General features: G+C 62.2%; 21 protein-coding genes. 17 read left to right on the top strand and 4 right to left on the bottom strand.

Annotation, left to right across the window (positions count from 1 at the left end):
• The first annotated feature begins 89 nt into the window (after nt 1-89).
• The 9 genes from upp (at nt 90) to LU493_RS13785 (ending at nt 10356) form a co-directional block, all read left to right on the top strand.
• Nucleotides 90-719 (top strand): uracil phosphoribosyltransferase, encoded by a 630-nt coding sequence (upp, locus tag LU493_RS13825; RefSeq protein WP_275288372.1) that lies wholly within the window; start codon nt 90-92, stop codon nt 717-719.
• Between the two features lie 355 nt (nt 720-1074).
• Complete coding sequence (locus LU493_RS13820) at nt 1075-2163, top strand: ABC transporter ATP-binding protein (protein ID WP_275288371.1); 1089 nt, start codon at nt 1075-1077, stop codon at nt 2161-2163.
• A 1-nt stretch (nt 2164) separates the two neighbouring features.
• Nucleotides 2165-3265, top strand: coding sequence for an ABC transporter ATP-binding protein (locus LU493_RS13815; RefSeq protein WP_275288370.1), 1101 nt, complete (start codon nt 2165-2167; stop codon nt 3263-3265).
• Entirely contained in the window at nt 3258-4136 is an 879-nt protein-coding gene (locus tag LU493_RS13810) for a carbohydrate ABC transporter permease (RefSeq protein ID WP_275288369.1), read from the top strand. Before LU493_RS13815 ends, LU493_RS13810 begins: the two co-directional genes overlap by 8 nt.
• A 1-nt stretch (nt 4137) precedes the next feature.
• Entirely contained in the window at nt 4138-5031 is an 894-nt protein-coding gene (locus LU493_RS13805) for a carbohydrate ABC transporter permease (protein WP_275288368.1), read from the top strand.
• Between the two features lie 12 nt (nt 5032-5043).
• Nucleotides 5044-5316, top strand: a complete 273-nt coding sequence (locus LU493_RS13800) for a DUF2160 domain-containing protein (RefSeq protein WP_275288367.1) — start codon at nt 5044-5046, stop codon at nt 5314-5316.
• A 72-nt stretch (nt 5317-5388) separates the two neighbouring features.
• Complete coding sequence (locus LU493_RS13795) at nt 5389-7116, top strand: ABC transporter substrate-binding protein (RefSeq protein ID WP_275288366.1); 1728 nt, start codon at nt 5389-5391, stop codon at nt 7114-7116.
• A 145-nt stretch (nt 7117-7261) separates the two neighbouring features.
• Complete coding sequence (locus tag LU493_RS13790) at nt 7262-8893, top strand: glycerol-3-phosphate dehydrogenase/oxidase (RefSeq protein ID WP_275288365.1); 1632 nt, start codon at nt 7262-7264, stop codon at nt 8891-8893.
• 227 nt (nt 8894-9120) lie between these two features.
• Nucleotides 9121-10356 (top strand): uracil-xanthine permease family protein, encoded by a 1236-nt coding sequence (locus LU493_RS13785; protein ID WP_275288364.1) that lies wholly within the window; start codon nt 9121-9123, stop codon nt 10354-10356.
• Between the two features lie 27 nt (nt 10357-10383).
• On the opposite strand, the gene LU493_RS13780 is transcribed toward LU493_RS13785, so the two are convergent.
• On the bottom strand, nt 10384-10986 hold the full coding sequence (locus tag LU493_RS13780) for a cupin domain-containing protein (RefSeq protein ID WP_275288363.1): 603 nt from the start codon (nt 10984-10986) through the stop codon (nt 10384-10386).
• Between the two features lie 166 nt (nt 10987-11152).
• On the opposite strand from LU493_RS13780, the gene mobA reads away from it, so the two are divergent.
• From mobA to LU493_RS13745, 7 genes are all read left to right on the top strand, one after another.
• Nucleotides 11153-11758 (top strand): molybdenum cofactor guanylyltransferase MobA, encoded by a 606-nt coding sequence (gene mobA / locus LU493_RS13775; RefSeq protein WP_275288362.1) that lies wholly within the window; start codon nt 11153-11155, stop codon nt 11756-11758.
• Nucleotides 11755-12345 carry a molybdopterin-guanine dinucleotide biosynthesis protein B gene (gene mobB, locus LU493_RS13770; RefSeq protein ID WP_275288361.1) on the top strand — a complete coding sequence of 197 codons (591 nt, stop codon included), beginning with the start codon at nt 11755-11757 and terminating at the stop codon, nt 12343-12345. The genes mobA and mobB overlap by 4 nt, the downstream gene beginning before the upstream one ends.
• The gene (locus LU493_RS13765; protein WP_275288360.1) at nt 12342-12584 is read left to right on the top strand and encodes a hypothetical protein; all 243 of its coding nucleotides are present in this window, start codon (nt 12342-12344) and stop codon (nt 12582-12584) included. Before mobB ends, LU493_RS13765 begins: the two co-directional genes overlap by 4 nt.
• A 4-nt stretch (nt 12585-12588) precedes the next feature.
• A complete protein-coding gene (gene moaC, locus LU493_RS13760) occupies nt 12589-13398 on the top strand; it encodes a cyclic pyranopterin monophosphate synthase MoaC (RefSeq protein ID WP_275288359.1) in 810 nt (269 codons plus the stop codon).
• A 4-nt stretch (nt 13399-13402) separates the two neighbouring features.
• Complete coding sequence (moaE, locus tag LU493_RS13755) at nt 13403-13858, top strand: molybdopterin synthase catalytic subunit MoaE (RefSeq protein WP_275288358.1); 456 nt, start codon at nt 13403-13405, stop codon at nt 13856-13858.
• Nucleotides 13855-14847, top strand: coding sequence for a GTP 3',8-cyclase MoaA (gene moaA, locus LU493_RS13750; RefSeq protein ID WP_275288357.1), 993 nt, complete (start codon nt 13855-13857; stop codon nt 14845-14847). Before moaE ends, moaA begins: the two co-directional genes overlap by 4 nt.
• Nucleotides 14848-15088: 241 nt before the next feature.
• A complete protein-coding gene (locus LU493_RS13745; RefSeq protein ID WP_275288356.1) occupies nt 15089-15388 on the top strand; it encodes a hypothetical protein in 300 nt (99 codons plus the stop codon).
• A gap of 66 nt (nt 15389-15454) precedes the next feature.
• On the opposite strand, the gene LU493_RS13740 is transcribed toward LU493_RS13745, so the two are convergent.
• Nucleotides 15455-17041, bottom strand: a complete 1587-nt coding sequence (locus tag LU493_RS13740; RefSeq protein ID WP_275288355.1) for a ribonuclease J — start codon at nt 17039-17041, stop codon at nt 15455-15457.
• 228 nt (nt 17042-17269) lie between these two features.
• On the opposite strand from LU493_RS13740, the gene purU reads away from it, so the two are divergent.
• Entirely contained in the window at nt 17270-18124 is an 855-nt protein-coding gene (purU, locus tag LU493_RS13735; RefSeq protein ID WP_275288354.1) for a formyltetrahydrofolate deformylase, read from the top strand.
• Between the two features lie 12 nt (nt 18125-18136).
• On the opposite strand, the gene dinB is transcribed toward purU, so the two are convergent.
• Both dinB and lexA read right to left on the bottom strand, forming a co-directional pair.
• The gene (gene dinB, locus LU493_RS13730) at nt 18137-19183 is read right to left on the bottom strand and encodes a DNA polymerase IV (protein ID WP_275288353.1); all 1047 of its coding nucleotides are present in this window, start codon (nt 19181-19183) and stop codon (nt 18137-18139) included.
• A 30-nt stretch (nt 19184-19213) separates the two neighbouring features.
• Nucleotides 19214-19876: a transcriptional repressor LexA gene (gene lexA, locus LU493_RS13725; RefSeq protein WP_275288352.1), complete on the bottom strand. Its 663-nt coding sequence runs from the start codon at nt 19874-19876 to the stop codon at nt 19214-19216.
• Nucleotides 19877-20140 lie beyond the last annotated feature (264 nt).

Genomic DNA, 20140 nt, shown 5'->3' with positions numbered 1-20140 from the left:
GGATACGGGTAGAATGGCGCGCAATTTGCGCATGCTCCATGCGACAAAGGCCGCCATCGACCCTATCGCCGCCGAAGAGGTTCCCGCCCATGAGTGTTCACGCCATTCAACATCCCCTCGTCCAGCACAAGCTGGGGCTGATGCGCGAAGCCGGCATCAGTACCAAGAGCTTTCGTGAGCTGGCCGGCGAAGTGGCCAAGCTGCTCACCTACGAGGCGACTCAGGATCTCGAGCTGGAGTCGCAGGACATTCCGGGCTGGAGCGGTGGGCCGATTGCCGTCAATCAGCTCAAGGGCAAGAAGGTCACCATCGTGCCGATTCTGCGCGCCGGCCTCGGTATGCTGGAAGGGGTGACCGACCTGATTCCCAGCGCCAGGGTCAGTGTGGTGGGCCTGTACCGTGACGAAGAGACCCTGCAGCCAGTGCCGTACTTCTCGAAATTCGTCGGTGATCTGGACGAGCGCATGGCCATCGTCATCGACCCGATGCTGGCGACGGGGGGCTCCATGGTGGCGACCCTGGACATGTTGCGTGACCGAGGCTGCAAGCACATGAAAGTGATCGTGCTGGTGGCGGCACCGGAAGGTATCGAGCGCGTGCAGCGAGACTATCCCGATATCGAGATCTACACGGCCTCGGTGGATGACCACCTCGACGAGAATGGCTACATCGTGCCGGGCCTGGGGGATGCAGGAGACAAGATCTTCGGTACGCGTTGAAGGCAGGGCTCCGACAGGATGCGTTGTTCCCGTCGGTGGTGATCGGCCGTGCCGGGGAGACAATGACGAAAGGGTCGTTTTGAACGGCCCTTTTTTAATGTTCGAATTCGAAAAAATATCGAAAAGCCATCGGCTGGCGTTCGTGAAGCATGCCGTTACGGCATCTGTAGACAAAAGTCTTATCTTTAAATAAATTATATATAAAACATGAGGTTGTTTGCATTGTTCTCCGGATTCCGGCCGCCGGGGCAGTATTTTCGCTAAACTACATTTGTGTCCGAAATCGAATCTCGGCTAACGTGATGCTACGCACGCACCAAGCGTGATCGCATAACAAAGAACAGCCGAGATCCGTATGTCATTGATCCTAGAAAACATCGATCGGGTGGTCAGCGGCGAGACGCATATCGCCGATATGAACCTGGCCCTCGAACCCGGATCGTTCAATGTCCTGCTGGGCCGGACGCTCGCCGGCAAGACCACGCTGATGCGGCTGATGGCGGGACTCGACACGCCGACCCGTGGGCGAGTCCTGATGGATGGTCAGGATGTGACCGGCCGTTCCGTGCGCCATCGCAATGTGTCGATGGTCTATCAGCAGTTCATCAACTATCCCAGCCTGACCGTCTACGACAACATCGCCTCGCCGCTGAAGCTGGCCAAGGTCGGGCGCGCCGAGATCGATCGTCGGGTGCGGAGTATCGCCGAGATGCTGCATATCGAGCACCTGCTCGATCGCCAGCCGCTGGAGCTGTCCGGTGGCCAACAGCAGCGTACCGCCATGGGCCGGGCTCTGGTGAAGGATGCCGATGTGGTGCTCTTCGACGAGCCACTGGTCAATCTGGACTACAAGCTTCGCGAGGAATTTCGCGAAGAGCTGCGGGCCGTCTTCAGCGAGCGCAACTGCATTGCCGTCTATGCAACGACCGAGCCCGCCGAGGCACTGGCGCTGGGCGGTAACACGGCGGTACTGCACGAAGGGCGCCTGCTCCAGTATGGCCGAACCGGGGACGTCTACCATCGTCCGAGTGACATCCTGAGTGCGGAAATGTTCTCCGAGCCCCCGATCAATATCGTGAAGGGGGTCATCACGGCGTCCAGGGTATCCTTCGACGAGACGCTGCATTTCCCTGTCAACGATGATCTGAGTGTCTTGTCACCGGGGGAATACCGCTTCGGCATCCGTGCTTCGCACATCTCCCTGACGCCTCGTGCCGAAGATGACATCGAGGTCAACATGATCGTTGATCTCGCGGAAATCAGCGGTTCCGAGACGTTCCTGCACGTGCACAACGATCTCTTTCACATGACGGTACACCTCGAGGGCGTTCATGAGTTTCGTGTCGATGAGCCCGTGACCCTCTATTTCCCGACTCACAAGGTCTATGCCTTCGATCGCCAGGGCGCGGTGGTGCATATACCGGCACATCTGGGGGGTATCTGACATGGCCGAGATCACCCTGAAGTCCCTGGCCCACACCTACCTGTCCGATCCCCGGTCGCCCGAGGACTATGCCATTCGCGAGATGGATCACGTCTGGCATCAGGGGGGCGCCTATGCGCTGCTCGGGCCTTCGGGCTGCGGCAAGTCGACGTTGCTCAACATCATTTCCGGTCTGCTCGAACCCTCCAGCGGTGAGGTGCTGTTCGACGGGGAGGTGGTCAATGCCTTGCCCCCCGAGGCGCGCAATATCGCGCAGGTTTTCCAGTTCCCCGTCATCTACGACACCATGACGGTCTATGACAACCTCGCTTTCCCGTTGCGCAATGTGAAGACGCCCGAGGCGCGCGTCCACGAGCGTGTCATGGAAGTGGCCGATGTCCTGGAACTCACCCCCCAGCTCAAGCGCAAGGCCAAGAACCTGACCGCCGACGAGAAGCAGAAGGTCTCCATGGGGCGTGGCCTGGTGCGTGACGACGTCTCGGCGATCCTGTTCGACGAGCCGCTGACCGTCATCGACCCGCAACTCAAGTGGAAGCTGCGGCGCAAGCTCAAGGAGATCCACCAGCGCTTCCAGATCACCATGGTCTATGTCACCCACGACCAGCTCGAAGCTTCCACCTTCGCCGACAAGATCGCCGTGATGTATGAGGGCCAGGTGGTGCAGTTCGGCACTCCCAGGGAACTGTTCGAGGCGCCGAACCATACCTTCGTCGGCTACTTCATCGGTAGCCCGGGGATGAACTTCCTGGAAGTCATGGCGCGTGACGGGGCCGTGATGGCCGGCGAGACCGAGCTGGCGGTCGGGCAGGGCGTCCACGATGCCGTGACACGAGCGAATTCCACCAACATCAAGCTGGGGATCCGGCCCGAATTCATCGAGGTCCATGCCGAGCCGGTGGACGGGGGGATGCCGGTTGAGGTGGATCATGCCCAGGATCTGGGGACCTACTCGATCGTCTACCTGACGCTCGGCAATATTTCGCTCAAGGCGCGTATCGAGGAAGACCAGGCAACGCCGACGGGGCAAGCCTGGCTGCGTTTCCCCGACGAGTACCTCGGCCTTTACGTCGACGAATTCCGCGTGGAGATCGACCATGAATAAAGTCTATAACAACCGGGCCTGGTGGCTGATTCTGCCGATGCTGCTGCTGGTCGCCTTCTCGGCCATCATCCCGCTGATGACGGTGGTCAACTATTCGGTGCAGGACGTCTTCGATGCCCATACCCGCTTTTTCACGGGCACCGAGTGGTTCAAGGAGATGCTCAACGATCCGACCCTGCAGGCGGCCGTGCTGCGCCAGTTTGCGTTCTCGTTGACCGTGCTGGCCATCGAGGTGCCACTGGGGATCGGCATTGCCCTGCTGATGCCCAAGAAGGGGTGGCAGGCCTCGGCGGTGTTGATCCTGGTCACCATGCCGCTGCTGATTCCCTGGAACGTGGTGGGCAGCATCTGGCAGATCTTCACCCGTGGCGACATTGGCCTGATGGGCTGGAGCCTGCGTGAGCTCGGCTATGGCTATAACATCACGGCGAGTCCGGTAGATGCCTGGGCAACCATCATCCTGATGGACGTCTGGCACTGGACGCCGCTGATCGCACTGCTCTGCTACAGCGGCCTGCGCTCGATTCCCGATGCCTATTATCAAGCGGCGCGTATCGACCGTGCCTCGAAGTGGGCGGTCTTCCGTTACATCCAGTTGCCCAAGCTCACCAATGTGCTGGTGATCGGGGTACTGCTGCGCTTCATGCACTCTTTCATGATCTACGCCGAGCCCTTCGTGCTCACGGGGGGAGGCCCCGGCAGTTCCACCACCTTCCTCAGCCAGTCGCTGACGACCATGGCCATCGGCCAGCAGGATCTGGGGCCATCGGCGGCCTTCTCGCTGATCTATTTTCTGATCATCCTGCTGGTTACCTGGGTGTTCTACACCGCGATCATGAACATGCAGAAAGACGACAACAAGGAGGCATGACATGAGTCATTCATCGCCCACGACGCCCGATGCCGTACGCCAGCGTGCCGCGGCTGCCGATAACCGTCGTCGCCGTCGGGCCCGCCCGGCCTCCAGGCAGTGGCGCCGTCGGGGACTGATGGCGGCCTATATCGTGTTCGTGCTGTTGCCGATCTACTGGCTGCTCAACATGTCCTTTCAGTCCAATACCGAAATTCTCGGTGGACTGACCCTGTGGCCCGAAAACTTCACTGTCGAGCACTACGCCAAGATCCTGACCGAATCCAGCTGGTACATGGGGTACGTGAACTCGATCGCCTATGTGCTGATGAACATGCTGATCAGTATCGTGGTGGCGCTACCGGCCGCCTATGCCTTCAGTCGCTATCAGTTCATCGGGGACAAGCATCTGTTCTTCTGGCTGCTGACCAACCTGATGGCACCGCCGGCTGTCTTTCTGCTGCCGTATTTCCAGCTCTATTACACCGTCGGGCTGTTCGATACCCATGTGGCGGTCGCGCTGGCCCATTGCCTGTTCAACATTCCGCTGGCCGTGTGGATTCTCGAGGGCTTCATGAGCGGCGTACCCAAGGAAATCGACGAGACCGCCTTCATCGACGGTTACAGTTTTCCGCGGTTCTTCGTGAAGATCTTCATTCCCATGATCAGCTCGGGGATCGGCGTGACCCTGTTCTTCCTGTTCATGTTCTCCTGGGTCGAGCTGCTGCTGGCCAGCACATTGACCTCGACCGATGCCCAGCCCATCGCCTCGGTCATGACGCAGACCAAGGGGGCCTCGGGCATCGACTGGGGAGCCCTGGCCGCTGCGGGGACCTTGACGATTCTGCCGGGCATCGTGGTGGTCTATTTCGTTCGCAACCACATTGCCAAGGGCTTTGCCCTGGGCCGCACCTGAGGAGGACGTGACATGGAATGGATGGTCTGGACCACGCCCACCACGGTCTTCTTTGCCGCCATCGCGGCCATGCTGGCCGGCATGACGGCCTGGGAAGTCATCTCGCCGACGATCGAGCGAAAGGGATTCTTGCCGATCTCGACCACCCGTGGTGACCGCTTCTTCATCGGACTGCTCTCCGCCGCCTATATTCACCTGGTGGTGGTGGGGTTCACCCCGCTCAGTATCTGGCTGGCACTGGGCGCATCGGTGCTCTGGCTGCTGATCCTGATGCGCTGGGGCTGACAGAAACGCATGGAGCCGAATGTCCAGGGACGGACGACAACAACCAAAGAGGTCAACATGAAAGCGAGAACAATGAGACTCTCTCTACTGGCTGCCGGTGTGATGCTGGCAAGCGGAGCGCTGCACGCCGACAATCATGATGCTCGCGCCGTCGCCGAGCGACTGGTCGATGAACACTTCCAGAACTCGACGCTGTCCCGCGAGGAGCAGATCGAGGAATTGATGTGGTTCGCCAAGGCGGCCGAGCCCTTTCGGGACATGGAGATCAATACCGTCGCCGAAGGCTTGACCACGCACATCTATGAGCGGGATGTACTGGCCGAGGCGTTCAGCGAACTGACGGGTATCGAGGTGACGCACAACATCATCGGCGAGGGTGATGTCGTCAACAACATGCAGACCCAGATGCAGTCGGGGCGCAATATCTACGATGGCTACGTCAATGACACCGACGCCATCGGGACGCATATTCGCTACGGCACCACCGTCAACATCTCCAACGCCATGGAAAACGAGTGGGCCGACTATACCCTGCCGACCCTGGATCTCGATGACTTCATCGGCCTGCAGTATGGCACCGGTCCGGATGGCAGTGTCTATCAACTGCCTACTCAGCAGTTCGCCAACCTCTACTGGTTCCGCTACGACTGGTTCCAGCGCGAGGACCTGCAGGAGCAGTTCCGCGAACGCTATGGCTATGATCTGGGGGTGCCGACCAACTGGACCGCCTATGAAGACATCGCCGAGTTCTTCACCGAGCATGTCGGCGAGATCGATGGCGCCCAGGTCTATGGCCACATGGATTACGGTCGGCGCGATCCCTCGCTTGGCTGGCGTTTCCACGACTCCTGGCTTTCCATGGCGGGCATGGGCAGTCCCGGCGTGCCGTTCGGCAACCCGGTGGACGACTGGGGGATTCGCGTCAACGAGCAGAGCCAGCCGGTCGGGGCCAGCGTGTCTCGCGGCGGGGCCACCAACTCGCCGGCCTCGGTATTCGCCGTCACCAAGATGGTCGACTGGCTCGACAAGTATGCCCCGTCCGAGGCCAGCGGCATGACCTTTGGCGAAGCCGGGCCGGTGCCGGCACAGGGCAATGTCGCTCAGCAGATGTTCTGGTACACCGCCTTCACGGCGGACATGACCGACCCCGAACTCCCGGTGACCGACGAAGAGGGCAATCCGAAGTGGCGCATGGCGCCGTCACCGACGGGGCCTTACTGGGAAGAGGGCATGAAGGTCGGTTATCAGGACGTGGGGGCCTGGACCTTCTTCGATTCGACGCCAGAGGACCGTCGTACGGCCGCCTGGCTGTTTGCCCAGTTTACCGTCTCCAAGACGGTATCCCTGGAGAAGCTCATGGAAGGCCTGACGCCGATTCGCGAGTCTGACGTCTTCTCCGAGCAGATGACCGAGATGGCGCCCAAGCTCGGCGGTCTGGTGGAATTCTATCGCAGCCCGAACGAATCCAACTGGACGCCGTCCTCCACCAACGTGCCGGACTATCCGCGCATGGCGCCGCTGTGGTGGCAGAATCTGGCGCCGGCCGTCAGCGGCGATATCTCGCCCAAGGAAGCACTCGACAACCTGGCCGGGGATCTCGACGGCATCATGGCACGCCTGGCGCGCGCCAAGGTCTTCGATACCTATGCCCCCAGCCTGAACGACGAGCGTGACCCTCAGTACTGGCTCGACCAGCCGGGGTCGCCGAAGCCGAAGCTGGATAACGAGATGCCGCAGGGCACGACGGTTCCCTATGACGACATGATGGAGGCGTGGATGGCCGCCGGTTCTCGCGAATGATGAACGGGCGGAGCATCTGATCCGCTCGCCGTTGCCCCGGGCACTCCCGGGGCAGTTCAAGATCGTGTAACCGGTAGCCTGAACGGGACCAGGCCCCGCTCGGTGCATACCGAGTGGGGCCTTTTGCTTTGAAAAAGGGCCAGACATGCAACTCAGACAGAGCAACATCGGCAAGCTTCCCGGTCAGACCTTCGACGTTCTGGTCATCGGGGGCGGCATCAATGGGGCCTCGGCTGCCGCCGCACTGAGCGGCAAGGGGGCCAGGGTGGCCTTGATCGATCGCGGAGATTTCGCCGGCAGTACCAGCATGCATTCCTCCAACCTGGTGTGGGGCGGCATCAAGTACATGGAAAGCGGTGACTTCAAGCTGGTACGCAAGCTGTGCAAGAGCCGCAACCACTTGATCAGAAGCTACCCCTCCACGGTCCAGGAAATTCGCTTCTTGACCACCATCAACAAGGGTTTTCGTCATCATCCTCTCTATCCCTGGGCGGGAACCTGGCTGTACTGGCTGATGGGCAGTGCCTTTACGCGAATGCCTAACTTTCTGCGTCCCGCCGGGATCAAGGCACGTGAGCCCATTATCAATACCCGAAATGCCCGGGGTGGCTTCGAATACTCCGATGCCTACCTGTACGACAATGACGCCCGTTTCGTCTTCAGCTTCGTGCGGGGGGCGCTGGATTTCGGTGCCATGGCGGCTAATTACGTCGAGTCGCTGGGCTCGCGTCGCGAGGACGGTCTCTGGGTCACCAGGGTCAGGGATCGAATCGATGGCCGTACCTTCGAGATTCGTTCCAGGGTGCTGATCAACGCCGCCGGACCCTGGGTCGATCAGCACAATCGCCTCTCGGGGCAGCAGACCGACCATCATCATGTCTTTTCAAAGGGCATTCACTTGATCGTGCCGCGGTTGACCGAGAACAAGCGTGTGCTGGCGTTCTTCGCCGATGATGGTCGGCTGTTCTTCGTCATTCCCATGGGGCCACGGACATGCATCGGTACCACCGACACGCGAGTGGACAAGCCCGACGTCGACGTGACGGAAGACGATGTCCGCTTCGTGCTCGACAATATCAACACGCGGCTCGAGCTTCCGACCCCGCTCGGCCCGGACGACATCATCGCCACGCGTTGTGGCGTGCGCCCCTTGGCCGTGAAACCCAGTGGCGGCAGTGACCGCGATTTTCTCAACCTGTCGCGCAAGCATGCCATCGATGTCGACCACGAGAATGGTCACTTGAGCATCTTCGGCGGCAAGTTGACCGATTGCCTGAACGTCGGCGAGGAGGTCGTCGAAGAGGTCAGTCAGCTCGGCATCGAGGTTCCACAGCCGGACTTCCGATGGTACGGCGAGCCCGAAGCATCGGTCCGTGAGGACTTCATGCATCAGGCACGGCTCATGGGGCTGGATGCCATGACCAGCGCCGAAGCCATGGAGCCGCTCAGCACACGCCTGTGGCGGCGCTATGGCACCCGCGCACTGGAGCTGCTCGAGGACATTCGTCAGGATCCGCGACAGGCGGAAGTGCTCATCGACGGCACGGAATATCTGCGTGGTGAACTGAAGCTGACCAGGCGCTGTGAAATGGTGACCAGGCTAGAGGACTTCCTCAGGCGTCGCTCCAAGGTCTCGCTGGTCGTCTCGCAGAGCGTCTTGCGTGATTCGCCGGGGCTGCGGGAGGCCTGCGAGATATTGTTCGGCGATGAGGCGGAGCAGCGGCTGGCGGAGTACTGGGCGATCGAGGCGGGGGAGACCGAAGCCGACTCAGTCTGATCCAGTGCCACGGCGTCCGTGTCCCGCCTGCCCAGCAGCGGTCATTCCCACGTCTGGCTCCAGGGCTATCGCAGTTAAGCGTTGTCGGTCGGCCTGTCCCCGGCGTTCCTCGCCAGATCCAGCTGCGATAGCCCTGCGTCTGACTCGGGGTGACTGCGATTTAACGATCGGGGTTGCTAGAATGCCGCGCGTCCGTTCATTCCTTCCCGTGGCAGGAGCTTCCAACCATGACCGACGATACGGCGGCCATGCCGACCGACACCCCGATGCGTACCCTGCTGGTGGGGGCACAGATGCTGTTCGTGGCCTTTGGCGCCCTGGTGCTGGTGCCACTGCTCACCGGGCTGGACCCCAATGTGGCCCTGTTCACCGCCGGTGTCGGTACCCTGGTCTTCCATGCCGTGACGGGCGTCAGCGTACCGGTATTCCTGGCATCGTCCTTCGCCTTCATCGCGCCCATCCAGAGTTCGGTGGAAAGCTTCGGGATTCCCGCCACCCTGGGCGGCATGCTGGCGGCCGGCCTGGTCTATGTCCTGATATCCCAACTGGTGAGACTCAAGGGTACCGCCTGGCTGCATCGCCTGCTCCCGCCAGTGGTGGTGGGGCCGGTGATCATGGTCATCGGGCTGGCGCTGGCGCCGGTAGCGGTCGACATGGCCACCGGCGAGACCAGTGATGCCATCGGTTACGGGCAGGCCATCACCCTGTCCATGGCGAGCCTTATGGTGACCCTGGTGCTGGCGGTCTTCGGCCGGGGGCTGATTCGCCTGGTGCCGATCATGGGCGGCATCGTGACCGGCTATGCGCTGTCGATGGTGATGGGCGTGGTGGATTTCACGCCGGTGCACGAGGCGGCCTGGCTGGCGTTGCCCGAGTTCACGGCGCCGACCTTCCACTGGGCGGCGGTGCTGTTCATGATCCCGGTCGCCATCGCGCCGGCGGTGGAGCACATCGGCGACATGGTCGCCATCGGGTCGGTGACGCGCCGCCATTATCTCGAAAAGCCGGGCCTGCATCGCACCCTGCTGGGTGATGGCCTGGCGACCTGTACGGCGGCGCTGTTCGGTGGTCCGCCCAATACCACCTACTCCGAGGTGACCGGCGCCGTGACCCTGACGCGAGCCTTCAACCCGCGCATCATGCTGGTCACCGCCGTCATCGCCATCGTGCTGTCCTTCCTGGGCAAGCTGGGAGCCCTGTTGCAGACCATCCCGGCGCCGGTGATGGGCGGCATCATGACGCTGCTGTTCGGCTCCATCGCCGTGGTGGGCATGAATACCCTGGTAAGGGCGGGCAGTGCCTTGACTGCGTCGCGCAATCTGGTGGTGGTATCGCTGATCCTGGTATTCGGCATCGGCGGCATGCAATTCGGTGACGGCCAGTTCACCCTGCAGGGCGTGAGCCTCGCGGCGCTGATCGGCATCGGACTCAACTGGGTGCTGCCCAGCGAACCCGATACCTGACGTGAAGGGGGCAGAGAGGGGGAGGGTTCACCCCTCGGTGCCATGCTGGCCGTGATGCAACACCTCGCCGCCATCCGAGAAGGAGGGCGGGGTGTTGGCGCTGACGATCACGCATTCGATGTCGCCGACATTGCGGAAGCGATGCGGCAGGCGAGAGTCGAAGTAATAGGCGTCTCCGGCCGACAGGATCGCCACCTCGCCGTTGACGGTGATCTCGATGTTGCCGGCGATGACCACGCCTCCTTCCTCGCCGTCGTGTTCGAGCATGTCCTCGCCGCTGTCGGCGCCGGGTGGATAGCGTTCATGCAGCACCGACATGCGCCGGTCGGGGCGGCGTGCGGCCACCAGTCGCCATGAGAGCATGCCATCGCCGATCTCGGTGAGCTCGTCGGCCTTGTAGAAGGGGCGAGGGTGGCTGGGTTCGTCCCCGGCGAAGAAGGCGTTGATCGACACCGGCATGGCGTCGAGTATTTTCTTCAGGGAACTGACCGAGGGACTCACGCTGTTCTGCTCGATCAGCGAGATGGTGCTGTTGGTGACCTGGGCCCGCTTGGCGAGTTCGCGCTGCGAGAGGTTCCGTTCCTGTCGAAGCTGACGCAGACGTGCTCCGACGTCGAATCCTTCTTCCATCCTGTGTCCTGTAAGCGGCGTGGTCGCCGTCCTGCATTGTGGAAAATTCTTGACGAATGATACCCGTTCGGACGCCCCTCGGGAAATGCCGAAGCCCCGGAGCCATGGCACCGAGTCGCTGGGTGAGGCATCATGGCAACAGTATTACCGAACCGCAGGAGACGTCATGATCCGTCGCGACGACCTGACCGGCCTGGTGCTGGCCGGTGGTCGGGGTAGCCGCATGAGGGGATGCGACAAGGGGCTGGAACCCTTTCACGGTCGTCCCTTGGCAACCCATGCCGGCGATGTGCTGCGCGACCATGTGAGTGAGTTGCTGATCACCGCCAATCGACATCATGACGCCTATGCGGTACTGGCCGATCGTGTCGTCGAGGATGTCGAGCCTGGCTATCAAGGGCCGCTGATGGGGCTTTACAGTGGCCTGCGTGCCGCCCGGACCTCCTGGCTGGTGGTCGTGCCGTGCGATGCACCGGCATTGCCCCGTACGCTTGTCGCGCGCCTGGTCGATGCCGTCGGCGAGAGCGACCTTGCCGTCGCCCATGATGGTCGCCGGGCGCATCCGGTGGTGGCCCTGGTGCGTGTCGCCCTGGCCGACGACCTGGCACGTTGCCTGGCCGAGGGCGAGCGCAAGGTCGATGCCTGGCAGGCGCGGCATGACCGGGCCTGGGTCGATGTCTCCGACTGCCCGGAGGCCTTTGCCAATCTCAACACCGATGCCGAGCGACAGCGTCTGGCGCAGGCGCTCGGCGAGGAGGCACCTTCGCCATGACCGATGGGGTGCCCGCGACACTGGCGCTGCCCGAATGGCCCGCCTTGCTGGGGATCGCGGCCTGGAGCGGAACGGGCAAGACGACCTTGCTCGAGCAGTTGCTGCCCGCCTTGCAGCAGCGTGGCCTGCGGGTGGCGGTGATCAAGCATGCGCATCACGACTTCGATGTCGATCAGCCGGGCAAGGACAGCCATCGCTTGCGCCAGGCCGGGGCGGCACCGATGCTGGTGGCCTCCCGAGCGCGCATCGCGATGATGCTGGAGACGCCGGATCGCGAGGAAGCGGATCTGGCGCAGTTGATCGAGATGGTACGCCCGCAGGCGCCCGACCTGATCCTGGTGGAAGGTTTCAAGGCCTGGCCCTTGCCCAAGCTGGAACTGTATCGGAGTGAGCTCGGCCAGTCGGCGCGCGCCGCGGTCGACCCCTGGGTCAAGGCCGTGGCCGCCAAGGGAGACTGGCAGCCGCCGGCCGGTGTCGAGTGCCTGAATCTCGATGACCTCGATGCCTTGACCGCCTGGGTGGCGGCCTGGCCGGCGCGCTGGCCATCCGAGCGTGGGCCCCGAGTCGAAGAGGGCGAGACGCGATGATGCTGTCCTGTTTCACGCCGGGAGAGTCTCCCGGCTGCCCGATGAAGCCGACGTCCCGCATGGTATTGATTCCGGGGATGGTCCGGCGCAGCGTGGGGGACGCGATATCGTTTCCCGGGCATGACGACTCCCATGGTGGTCGCCAACTGTCGATCGAGCCCGACGCCCCAGGGGGTGATGTCGAGGCCGGTGGGGTGGCCACCTTTCAACCTGTTACCGTGACTGTCATGAGGCATTGAATCCATGACCCTGACCCATCTCAACGCCCGCGGCGAGGCCCGCATGGTCGATGTTGCCGACAAGCCGGAGAGTCGCCGGGAGGCCAGCGCCTCCGGCGTCATCCATATGCAGCCATCGACATTGCAGTTGCTGGCCGAGGGCAATTTGCCGAAAGGGGATGTCCTGGCGACCGCACGCATCGCCGCCATCCAGGCTGCCAAGCGCACCCATGAACTGATCCCTCTTTGCCACGCGTTGCCCTTGTCCCGGGTCGAGGTCGATTTCCGTCTCGACGAGGCCGAAGGCGGGGTGCATGTCACCGCGAGCTGCCGGCTGAATGGCCGCACGGGGGTCGAGATGGAGGCGCTGACGGCGGTTTCCGTGGCCTGCCTGACGCTCTACGATATGTGCAAGGCGGTGGACAAGGATATGGAAATCGGGGCCATCCGCCTCGAGGAGAAAAGCGGCGGTGTTTCCGGTGACTATCGTCGTGTGTCGCCGGCCGAGTCGGCGCCCATCGTGACGGGGGAAGGCGCGAGCGGTGAAGTGTCGCTGGGCGTGCGCTGCGACCTGGGGGAGCCCTGTGTGCGCGTCAAGTGCCTGGCGGAGCTTCGCGAGCGTCTCGGTGTCGGAGAGGTAGCGGTGCCCTTCGAACGACTCGAGAGCGCCGACATCAATGGGCTCAAGGCGGTGTTGAGAGACATGGATGCACGTTTCGCCGGGCTTGAGGAAGGGCGCGTCCTGTGTGCCGTCAATCAGGTCATGGCCGGAGGGGCCACACCATTGACCGCCGATGATGAAGTCGCCTTCTTCCCCCCGGTGACCGGAGGCTGACAGAATGATCCGCGTACAACAAGAATCCTTCGATGCGGGTGACGAACAGCGGGCCCTGCTGGCCGGGCGTCGCGATATCGGTGCGGTGGTCGGCTTCACGGGGCTGGTGCGGGATTTCAACGAGCGTCCCGATGTCCAGGCGCTGAGTCTCGAGCATTATCCGGGCATGACCGAGTCGGCACTGGCCGACATCGTCGCCGAGGCCGAGTCACGCTGGTCCTTGCAGGACGTGCGACTGGTGCATCGTGTGGGGCGTCTCGAACCCGGCGATCCCATTGTTCTGGTGCTGGTGGCCAGTGCGCATCGGCGCTCGGCCTTCGAGGCCTGTGATTTCATCATGGATTATCTCAAGACGCGTGCTCCATTCTGGAAAAAGGAGCATACCGCCAGTGGTGATTACTGGGTCGCGGAACGCGAGACCGATCATCGAGACGCCCGACGTTGGGAGGCATCATCATGACCGACGAACTCATCGACGATTTCGGTAGACGGGTAAGCTACGTGCGCATCTCCGTCACGGATCGCTGTGACTTTCGCTGTGTATATTGCATGAGCGAGGAGATGACGTTTCTGCCACGCGAGCAGGTACTGACCCTCGAGGAGCTCGGTCTGGTCGCCAGGGCCTTTACCGAGCTGGGTGTGGAAAAGATTCGCCTGACCGGCGGCGAGCCCCTTGTCAGGCGTGATATCGACCGCCTGGTGAGCGATATCGGGTCTCTTCCGGGGCTCAATGACTTCGCCATGACGACCAATGGTGCCGGGCTCGGCAAGTATGCATCACGGCTGCGAGAGGGCGGACTTCAGCGTTTGAACATCAGCATCGACTCGCTGGACCCGGAGCGGTTTCGGCGACTGACGCGGACCGGCGACCTCAACAAGGTCATCGATGGCATGCGGGCCGCACGAGAGGCGGGCTTCGAGCGTATCAAGCTCAATGCCGTGATCCTCAAGGGGCGCAATGATGACGAAGTGACCTCGCTGGTCGACTTCGCGCGTCGTGAAGGGGTCGATATCAGCTTCATCGAAGAAATGCCGCTCGGTGATGTGTCCGATCATTCGCGTGACGAAACCTATTGCTCGAGCGATGAGGTCCAGGCGCTGATCGAGCAACAGTACGACTTGATTCCCACCACCGAGACCACCCCGGGCCCGTCTCGTTATTTCCGCATGCCCGACAGCGATAGCCGTGTGGGCTTTATATCGCCGCACAGCCATAATTTCTGCTCTTCCTGCAATCGTGTACGTGTCACGGTGGAAGGACGTCTCCTGCTCTGCCTGGGTAATGAGCACTCCGTCGATCTCAGGGCCGTGCTGCGGCGTCATCCCGGCAATATCGATGAGCTCAAGAAAGCGATCGTGGCGGCGATGCCGCTCAAGCCGGAGCGACATCACTTCACCACCGATGGTGATGTACAAGTGGTTCGATTCATGAACATGACGGGTGGCTGAACTCTTTCGTCAGTTTGATTGACTCCCTTATATGATCGGGAAGGGATGTATTTTTCCCTGGCTTTTCTTGCCAAACCCGCATTGACGAATATACTTTTGTTTAGGCCGGTTGAACGGCTTTTGGGAAAAACTGAATGGCCCGGTGTGGTACAAGCTCGATACTCGAGCAGGCATGCCGGAGTTCCCGGAATGATCCGTTCAGTATTTTTCCTGCACGTCAAAACTCGTCATGGAGGGGGTAATGTCCAATCAGACCCTGGAGCGAATCGCTCGAAACAAGAATGTGGCACGCGCGGCGGCTCGCCAGTTGAGCATGGAACAACTGAATAAACTGGCTGAGGTGATCGGCGAGGTTATCGAGCAGAAGAACGACGAGGAAAAGCGCCGCCAGGAAGACGAGGCGCAAAAGGCGCGCAAGCTTGCGGAAATTCGTGAGCAGATCAATGAGGCCGGCCTTTCCATCGATGACCTGGTGCCCGATCAGCCGAAGCGCAAGCGTGGGCGTCCACCGAAGAACGCCAAGGATGCCGACAAGGCGTGATGGACGAGGCAGACGACGTCATGCGCCAAATCTGTCTGTCGGACATCGTCTCTGTTGGATGATGCGCTACTTGCCTACCGCGGCCTGAGTCTCCACGGCGAAGAGCTGCAGGTGTACATCGGGTACGCGGTGGAGATGGTCGGATAGCCAGGCCATCAAGTCGGGGTAGAGGGTTGCTCGCAATTCCGCCAGGGAATCCCCGCGGGCGTCGTCCAGACATTCGTCGAGTCGGTCGGCCAAGGCCGTCTCGTCGAGTGGACTGGCGTGACTGTCGTCCAGCATGAGGCGCCCGATGCGTGTCCATCCCTGTTCGGTGACGGCGACGGAAATCGCCAGGAACAACTGGCCATGCCGCGCGTCGGACTCGCCTCCCGCCCCCGCGACCGGGGCGATCCTGTCCTGATCGATGATGCGTGGCGTCAGCCGATGATGTCGCTCGAGGTGAAGGCCTTGATCGTCCAGTCGAATCAGATCTCCATTGCGCGGTGTCAGCGGTGCCTCGATCGACATCTCGCGTGCAAGTGCCTGGTGGGCTTGCTGATGACGAACCTCGCCATGAACCGGTAACAGACGTCGCGGTGAAATCCAGTCGTAGAAGGTGCGGAGCTCATCCTGATAAGGATGGCCCGACGCATGCAGTGCCGGTTGGTGAGTGTCGTCCAGCAGGGTGACGCCGGTCAGTCGCAGGGCATGTTTCAGGCGCTCGATGAGGCGTTCATTGCCGGGGATGGCGCGGGCCGAAAAGATCACGCTGTCACCCGCCGCCAGCTCGAAATGCGGATGACGCCCCGCCGCCAGGCGCGACAGGGCCGCTCGAGGTTCGCCCTGGCTGCCGGTGGCGATCACCAATACTTCCTCGGCGGGCAGGTAACCCAGATCCTGTACCGGAACCAGGGCGGGAAAGTCTTCCAGATAGCCGAGCCCCTGGGCGATCCGCACCATGCGTTCCATGGAGCGTCCCATCAGGCTTACTCGTCTCCCGCAACGATCGGCCGCGCGGCCGATCGCCAGGACTCGGTCGAGATTGCTGGCGAAACAGCTGACCACGACGCGCCCGGAGAGCGAGGCGATGGCCTCTGCAAGAGCCTCGGCCACTTCACTCTCGCTACGCGAATGTCCCGGCTCCGGAGCACAGGTGGAATCACCGACGACCAGGTCCACCGGCGCAATGGCACGGTAGGTGTCGGCATCGATGGGAGCGCCGAGCAAGGGGGCAGGATCGAGCTTCCAGTCACCAGTGTGCAGGATGCGGCGTTCGCCTGCCTGTACCAGCAGCGCGCAGCTCTCCGGTATCGAGTGCGTCAAGGGCAGGTAGCGCAGCGTGAAGTGGCCGATCTCGATCGCTTCCCCGGGCTCGATGACGTGAATGGCGTCGGAGCGCAGGCCGCGTTCCGCGAACTTGCCGCGCAGCAGTCCGGCGGCGAGTGGGGTGGCATGGATCGGGCAGCCCCATTGCGGCCATAGCCAGGCGGCGGCGCCGATATGGTCCTCGTGGCCATGGGTGATGACCAGGGCCTCAGGCGCGATGCCCAGGGCGTCGAGGGGAGACAGGTCAGGCACTTGCAGGGGACCGCCCGGCAAGTCCTGGCGAATCATCATGCCGCAGTCCACCGCGATCCAGCGGTCCCGGTGCTCATACAGCGTGAGATTCATCCCGATCTCGCCACAGCCGCCCAGCGGGAGAAGATGAAGCGGTGCGCGGCGGCGGGAGCGGATCTGGACGCGAGGCTGGGGCATCGAGAGGGGCTGGGTAGAGAGTGTGATATTCACTATACGGGATCGCCACCATACCCCACAATGCGCCGTTGCGTACCGTGTGGTGTTCGCTGGATTTCGCTACAATGCCGTCCTTTGCCGTTATCCCAATGGAATGCTTTTGCGATGTCACATTACTATCGTCTGGTGATTTCCTGCCCTGATCGCCTCGGAATCGTGGCCCGTGTTTCCAGCTTCATCACCGGACATGGCGGTTCCATCACCGAGGCCAGCCAGCATTCCGATCTCGAGTCCGGGCGCTTTTTCATGCGCTACGAGATCCTGGCGGATTCCGTCGGCATGTCACCGGATGCCCTGCGCGAGGCCTTCGAGCCCATCGCCCGGGAATTCGACATGCAATGGGCGCTCACCGATACCCGGAAGCGTCGCCGTGTGGTGCTGCTGGTGTCCCGGGAGAGTCATTGCCTGGTGGATCTGCTCTATCGCTGGACCGCTGACGAACTCGACTGCGATATCGCGGCGGTGATTTCCAATCACGACGATCTGCGCAGCCTGGTGGAGTGGCATGAGATTCCCTACCATCATGTGCCGGTGCCGGCCGACGACAAGGCGCCGGCGTTTGACGAGATCGAACGCCTCGTCGAGTCGGCGGGCGCCGATTGCGTGGTGCTGGCGCGCTACATGCAGATTCTGCCGCCGGGACTCTGCCAGCGCTATGCCGGCCGCGTGCTCAATATCCATCACAGCTTCCTGCCGTCCTTCGCCGGTGCCAAGCCCTATCATCAGGCGTATCGGCGGGGAGTGAAATTGATCGGTGCCACCTGTCACTATGTGACCGAAGAATTGGATGCCGGCCCCATCATCGAGCAGGATATTCACCGGGTCAGCCACTGCCATACCCCCAATGACCTGGTACGTTTCGGCCGTGATGTCGAGAAGGCGGTGTTGGCGCGAGGGGTGCGCTGGCACCTGGAGGATCGGGTCTTGTTGCACGGTAACAAGACGGTGGTCTTCGCCTGACGACAGGATCGATTACAGCGGGAGGGGGAGCTGCAGTCGCGCTTCTTCGGAAACCAGGCGTGCCCCCACGCCGAGTAGTCTCACGGGACGGTGGGCACGTGACCAGGCCTGTTCGAGCAACTGCGAGAAACTCTCGGGAGCGGCGGGAAGGCCCCGACTCTCCAGGGTGGTAAGGCTGAAGTCGTCGAAGCGCACCTTGACGAACAGCCCGGCAAGAGGCGGCTGGCCGTGTCGGGCGATCCGTTCCGCCAAGCGTTCGCACAAAGGGGCCAATGCTCGCTGGGCGCTGTCCAGATCGGGAAGGTCCTGCTCGAAGGTCGTCTCGACACTGATCGACTTGCGCTCGCGTTCGGTGCGCACCGGACGTTCGTCGATGCCGCGCGACAGTTCGAACAGTCGCCTCCCGAATTTGCCGAATTCGTCGATCAATCGCTCGAAGGGTTGGCGTCTCAGGTCGGAGCAGGTAGCGATACCCAGGGTATCCAATCGTGCCGCGGTGGCGGGCCCCACGCCATGCAACTTGTTCACCGGTAGCGAGGCGACGAAGGCGTCGACCTGCTCCGGGGGAATCACCGTGAGCCCGTCGGGCTTCTCCCAGTCGCTGGCGATCTTGGCCAGGAATTTCGCCGGTGCGGCGCCTACTGAAACGGTGATGCCGGTTCGGGTCAGGCATTCCTGCTTGAGCCACTGGGCCATCCAGGTGGCGCTGCCCTGAAAATCCTCGACGTCGGTGACGTCCAGGAAGGCTTCATCGAGCGACAGGGGTTCGACCAGCGGTGTCAACTCGTGAAAGATGCCCTGAAGGTCCCGGGATACCGCGCGGTACTTGTCGAAATCACCGGGCAGCAGGGTCAGGTGGGGGCAGAGCCGCAGTGCCCGGGCGGTGGGCATGGCCGAGTGGATACCATAGGTCCGGGCCGGATAGTTGCAGGTGGCGATCACGCCACGCCGCTCGCGTGATCCCCCGATGGCCAGGGGAATGTCGCGCAACGACGGATCGTCGCGCATCTCGACGGCAGCATAGAAGCAGTCACAATCGGCATGCAGGATCTTGCGCACGGCCGTCTCCGTACCTTGCAGCCGCGGGCGTCAGGCCAGGGCCTGGCCATTGCCACCGCGAATGACGCCCACGCCGATACCCTCGATCTCCAGCTCCTGATGGCGCAGGTCGACCTCGATGGGCGCGAAATCGGGATTCTCGGCTTCCAGAACCACCCGATGACCCTGGCGATGGAAGCGTTTGACGGTGACCTCATCCTCGAGACGCGCCACCACGATCTGCCCGTCACGGATGCGTTCGGTGCGATGCACGGCCAGCAGGTCGCCCTCGAGAATACCGATGTTCTGCATGGAAAGGCCGCGAACCCGCAGCAGGTAGTCGGCGCGGGGGGTGAAGTATTCGGGGGGTAGCGGGCAATAGCGATCGATGTGCTCGGTGGCGAGGATCGGGCTGCCGGCCGCCACTTCGCCGATGATCGGCAGTCCCTGGGAGGGAGCGCCGTCCGAGGGAGAAGCACCGGACGAGGCTTCGGTCTCCTGGGCCGGAAGACGGATGCCGCGTGATGTACCGCGAATGACCCGAATCACGCCCTTGCGTTCCAGGGCGCGCAGGTGCTCCTCGGCGGCATTGGGTGAGCGAAAGCCGAGCGCGCGGGAGATTTCGGCCCGGGTCGGGGGATAGCCCAGCTCGTTCATCGTCTTGACGATGAAATCGAAGACGTTCTGCTGGCGGGGCGTGAGGGAGCGAGTCATGCGACCTCCGGGTCGAGAACCTGTCAATGGACGGATCGGTGAGCCTGGCGCTATCTGAAACCTCGACGAGCCCGAGCATCTTGCTGGCAGAGCCAGATCCGATCACCACACTATTGGTCAAGTATACAGCATGGCAATCCATCCAGTAAAAACGGATCGCTGGTCGGCCAGCGCGTCCTTTCCGTTTCCTCGTTTTAAACAGTAGTTGATTGGTAACATTGAGGCGCTGTATGCCCTGTCGTACACTCGAACCACATTCAAACA

The sequence above is a fragment of the Halomonas elongata genome (assembly GCF_029081005.1).
Taxonomy (GTDB): domain Bacteria; phylum Pseudomonadota; class Gammaproteobacteria; order Pseudomonadales; family Halomonadaceae; genus Halomonas; species Halomonas elongata_B.
The sequence above is the reverse complement of the archived record's forward strand: the minus strand, read 5'-3'. Positions and strand labels throughout refer to the sequence as shown.

Coding starts and splice junctions, on each gene's coding strand:
- LU493_RS13790 (WP_275288365.1), top strand. CDS start 7,262: ATGCAACTCAGACAGAGCAACATCGGCAAGCTTCCCGGTCAGACCTTC.
- LU493_RS13785 (WP_275288364.1), top strand. CDS start 9,121: ATGACCGACGATACGGCGGCCATGCCGACCGACACCCCGATGCGTACC.
- LU493_RS13815 (WP_275288370.1), top strand. CDS start 2,165: ATGGCCGAGATCACCCTGAAGTCCCTGGCCCACACCTACCTGTCCGAT.
- LU493_RS13780 (WP_275288363.1), bottom strand. CDS start 10,986: ATGGAAGAAGGATTCGACGTCGGAGCACGTCTGCGTCAGCTTCGACAG.
- LU493_RS13795 (WP_275288366.1), top strand. CDS start 5,389: ATGAGACTCTCTCTACTGGCTGCCGGTGTGATGCTGGCAAGCGGAGCG.
- mobA (WP_275288362.1), top strand. CDS start 11,153: ATGATCCGTCGCGACGACCTGACCGGCCTGGTGCTGGCCGGTGGTCGG.
- moaE (WP_275288358.1), top strand. CDS start 13,403: ATGATCCGCGTACAACAAGAATCCTTCGATGCGGGTGACGAACAGCGG.
- LU493_RS13805 (WP_275288368.1), top strand. CDS start 4,138: ATGAGTCATTCATCGCCCACGACGCCCGATGCCGTACGCCAGCGTGCC.
- upp (WP_275288372.1), top strand. CDS start 90: ATGAGTGTTCACGCCATTCAACATCCCCTCGTCCAGCACAAGCTGGGG.
- mobB (WP_275288361.1), top strand. CDS start 11,755: ATGACCGATGGGGTGCCCGCGACACTGGCGCTGCCCGAATGGCCCGCC.
- moaC (WP_275288359.1), top strand. CDS start 12,589: ATGACCCTGACCCATCTCAACGCCCGCGGCGAGGCCCGCATGGTCGAT.
- lexA (WP_275288352.1), bottom strand. CDS start 19,876: ATGACTCGCTCCCTCACGCCCCGCCAGCAGAACGTCTTCGATTTCATC.
- LU493_RS13820 (WP_275288371.1), top strand. CDS start 1,075: ATGTCATTGATCCTAGAAAACATCGATCGGGTGGTCAGCGGCGAGACG.
- LU493_RS13745 (WP_275288356.1), top strand. CDS start 15,089: ATGTCCAATCAGACCCTGGAGCGAATCGCTCGAAACAAGAATGTGGCA.
- moaA (WP_275288357.1), top strand. CDS start 13,855: ATGACCGACGAACTCATCGACGATTTCGGTAGACGGGTAAGCTACGTG.
- purU (WP_275288354.1), top strand. CDS start 17,270: ATGTCACATTACTATCGTCTGGTGATTTCCTGCCCTGATCGCCTCGGA.
- LU493_RS13740 (WP_275288355.1), bottom strand. CDS start 17,041: ATGAATCTCACGCTGTATGAGCACCGGGACCGCTGGATCGCGGTGGAC.
- LU493_RS13800 (WP_275288367.1), top strand. CDS start 5,044: ATGGAATGGATGGTCTGGACCACGCCCACCACGGTCTTCTTTGCCGCC.
- LU493_RS13765 (WP_275288360.1), top strand. CDS start 12,342: ATGATGCTGTCCTGTTTCACGCCGGGAGAGTCTCCCGGCTGCCCGATG.
- LU493_RS13810 (WP_275288369.1), top strand. CDS start 3,258: ATGAATAAAGTCTATAACAACCGGGCCTGGTGGCTGATTCTGCCGATG.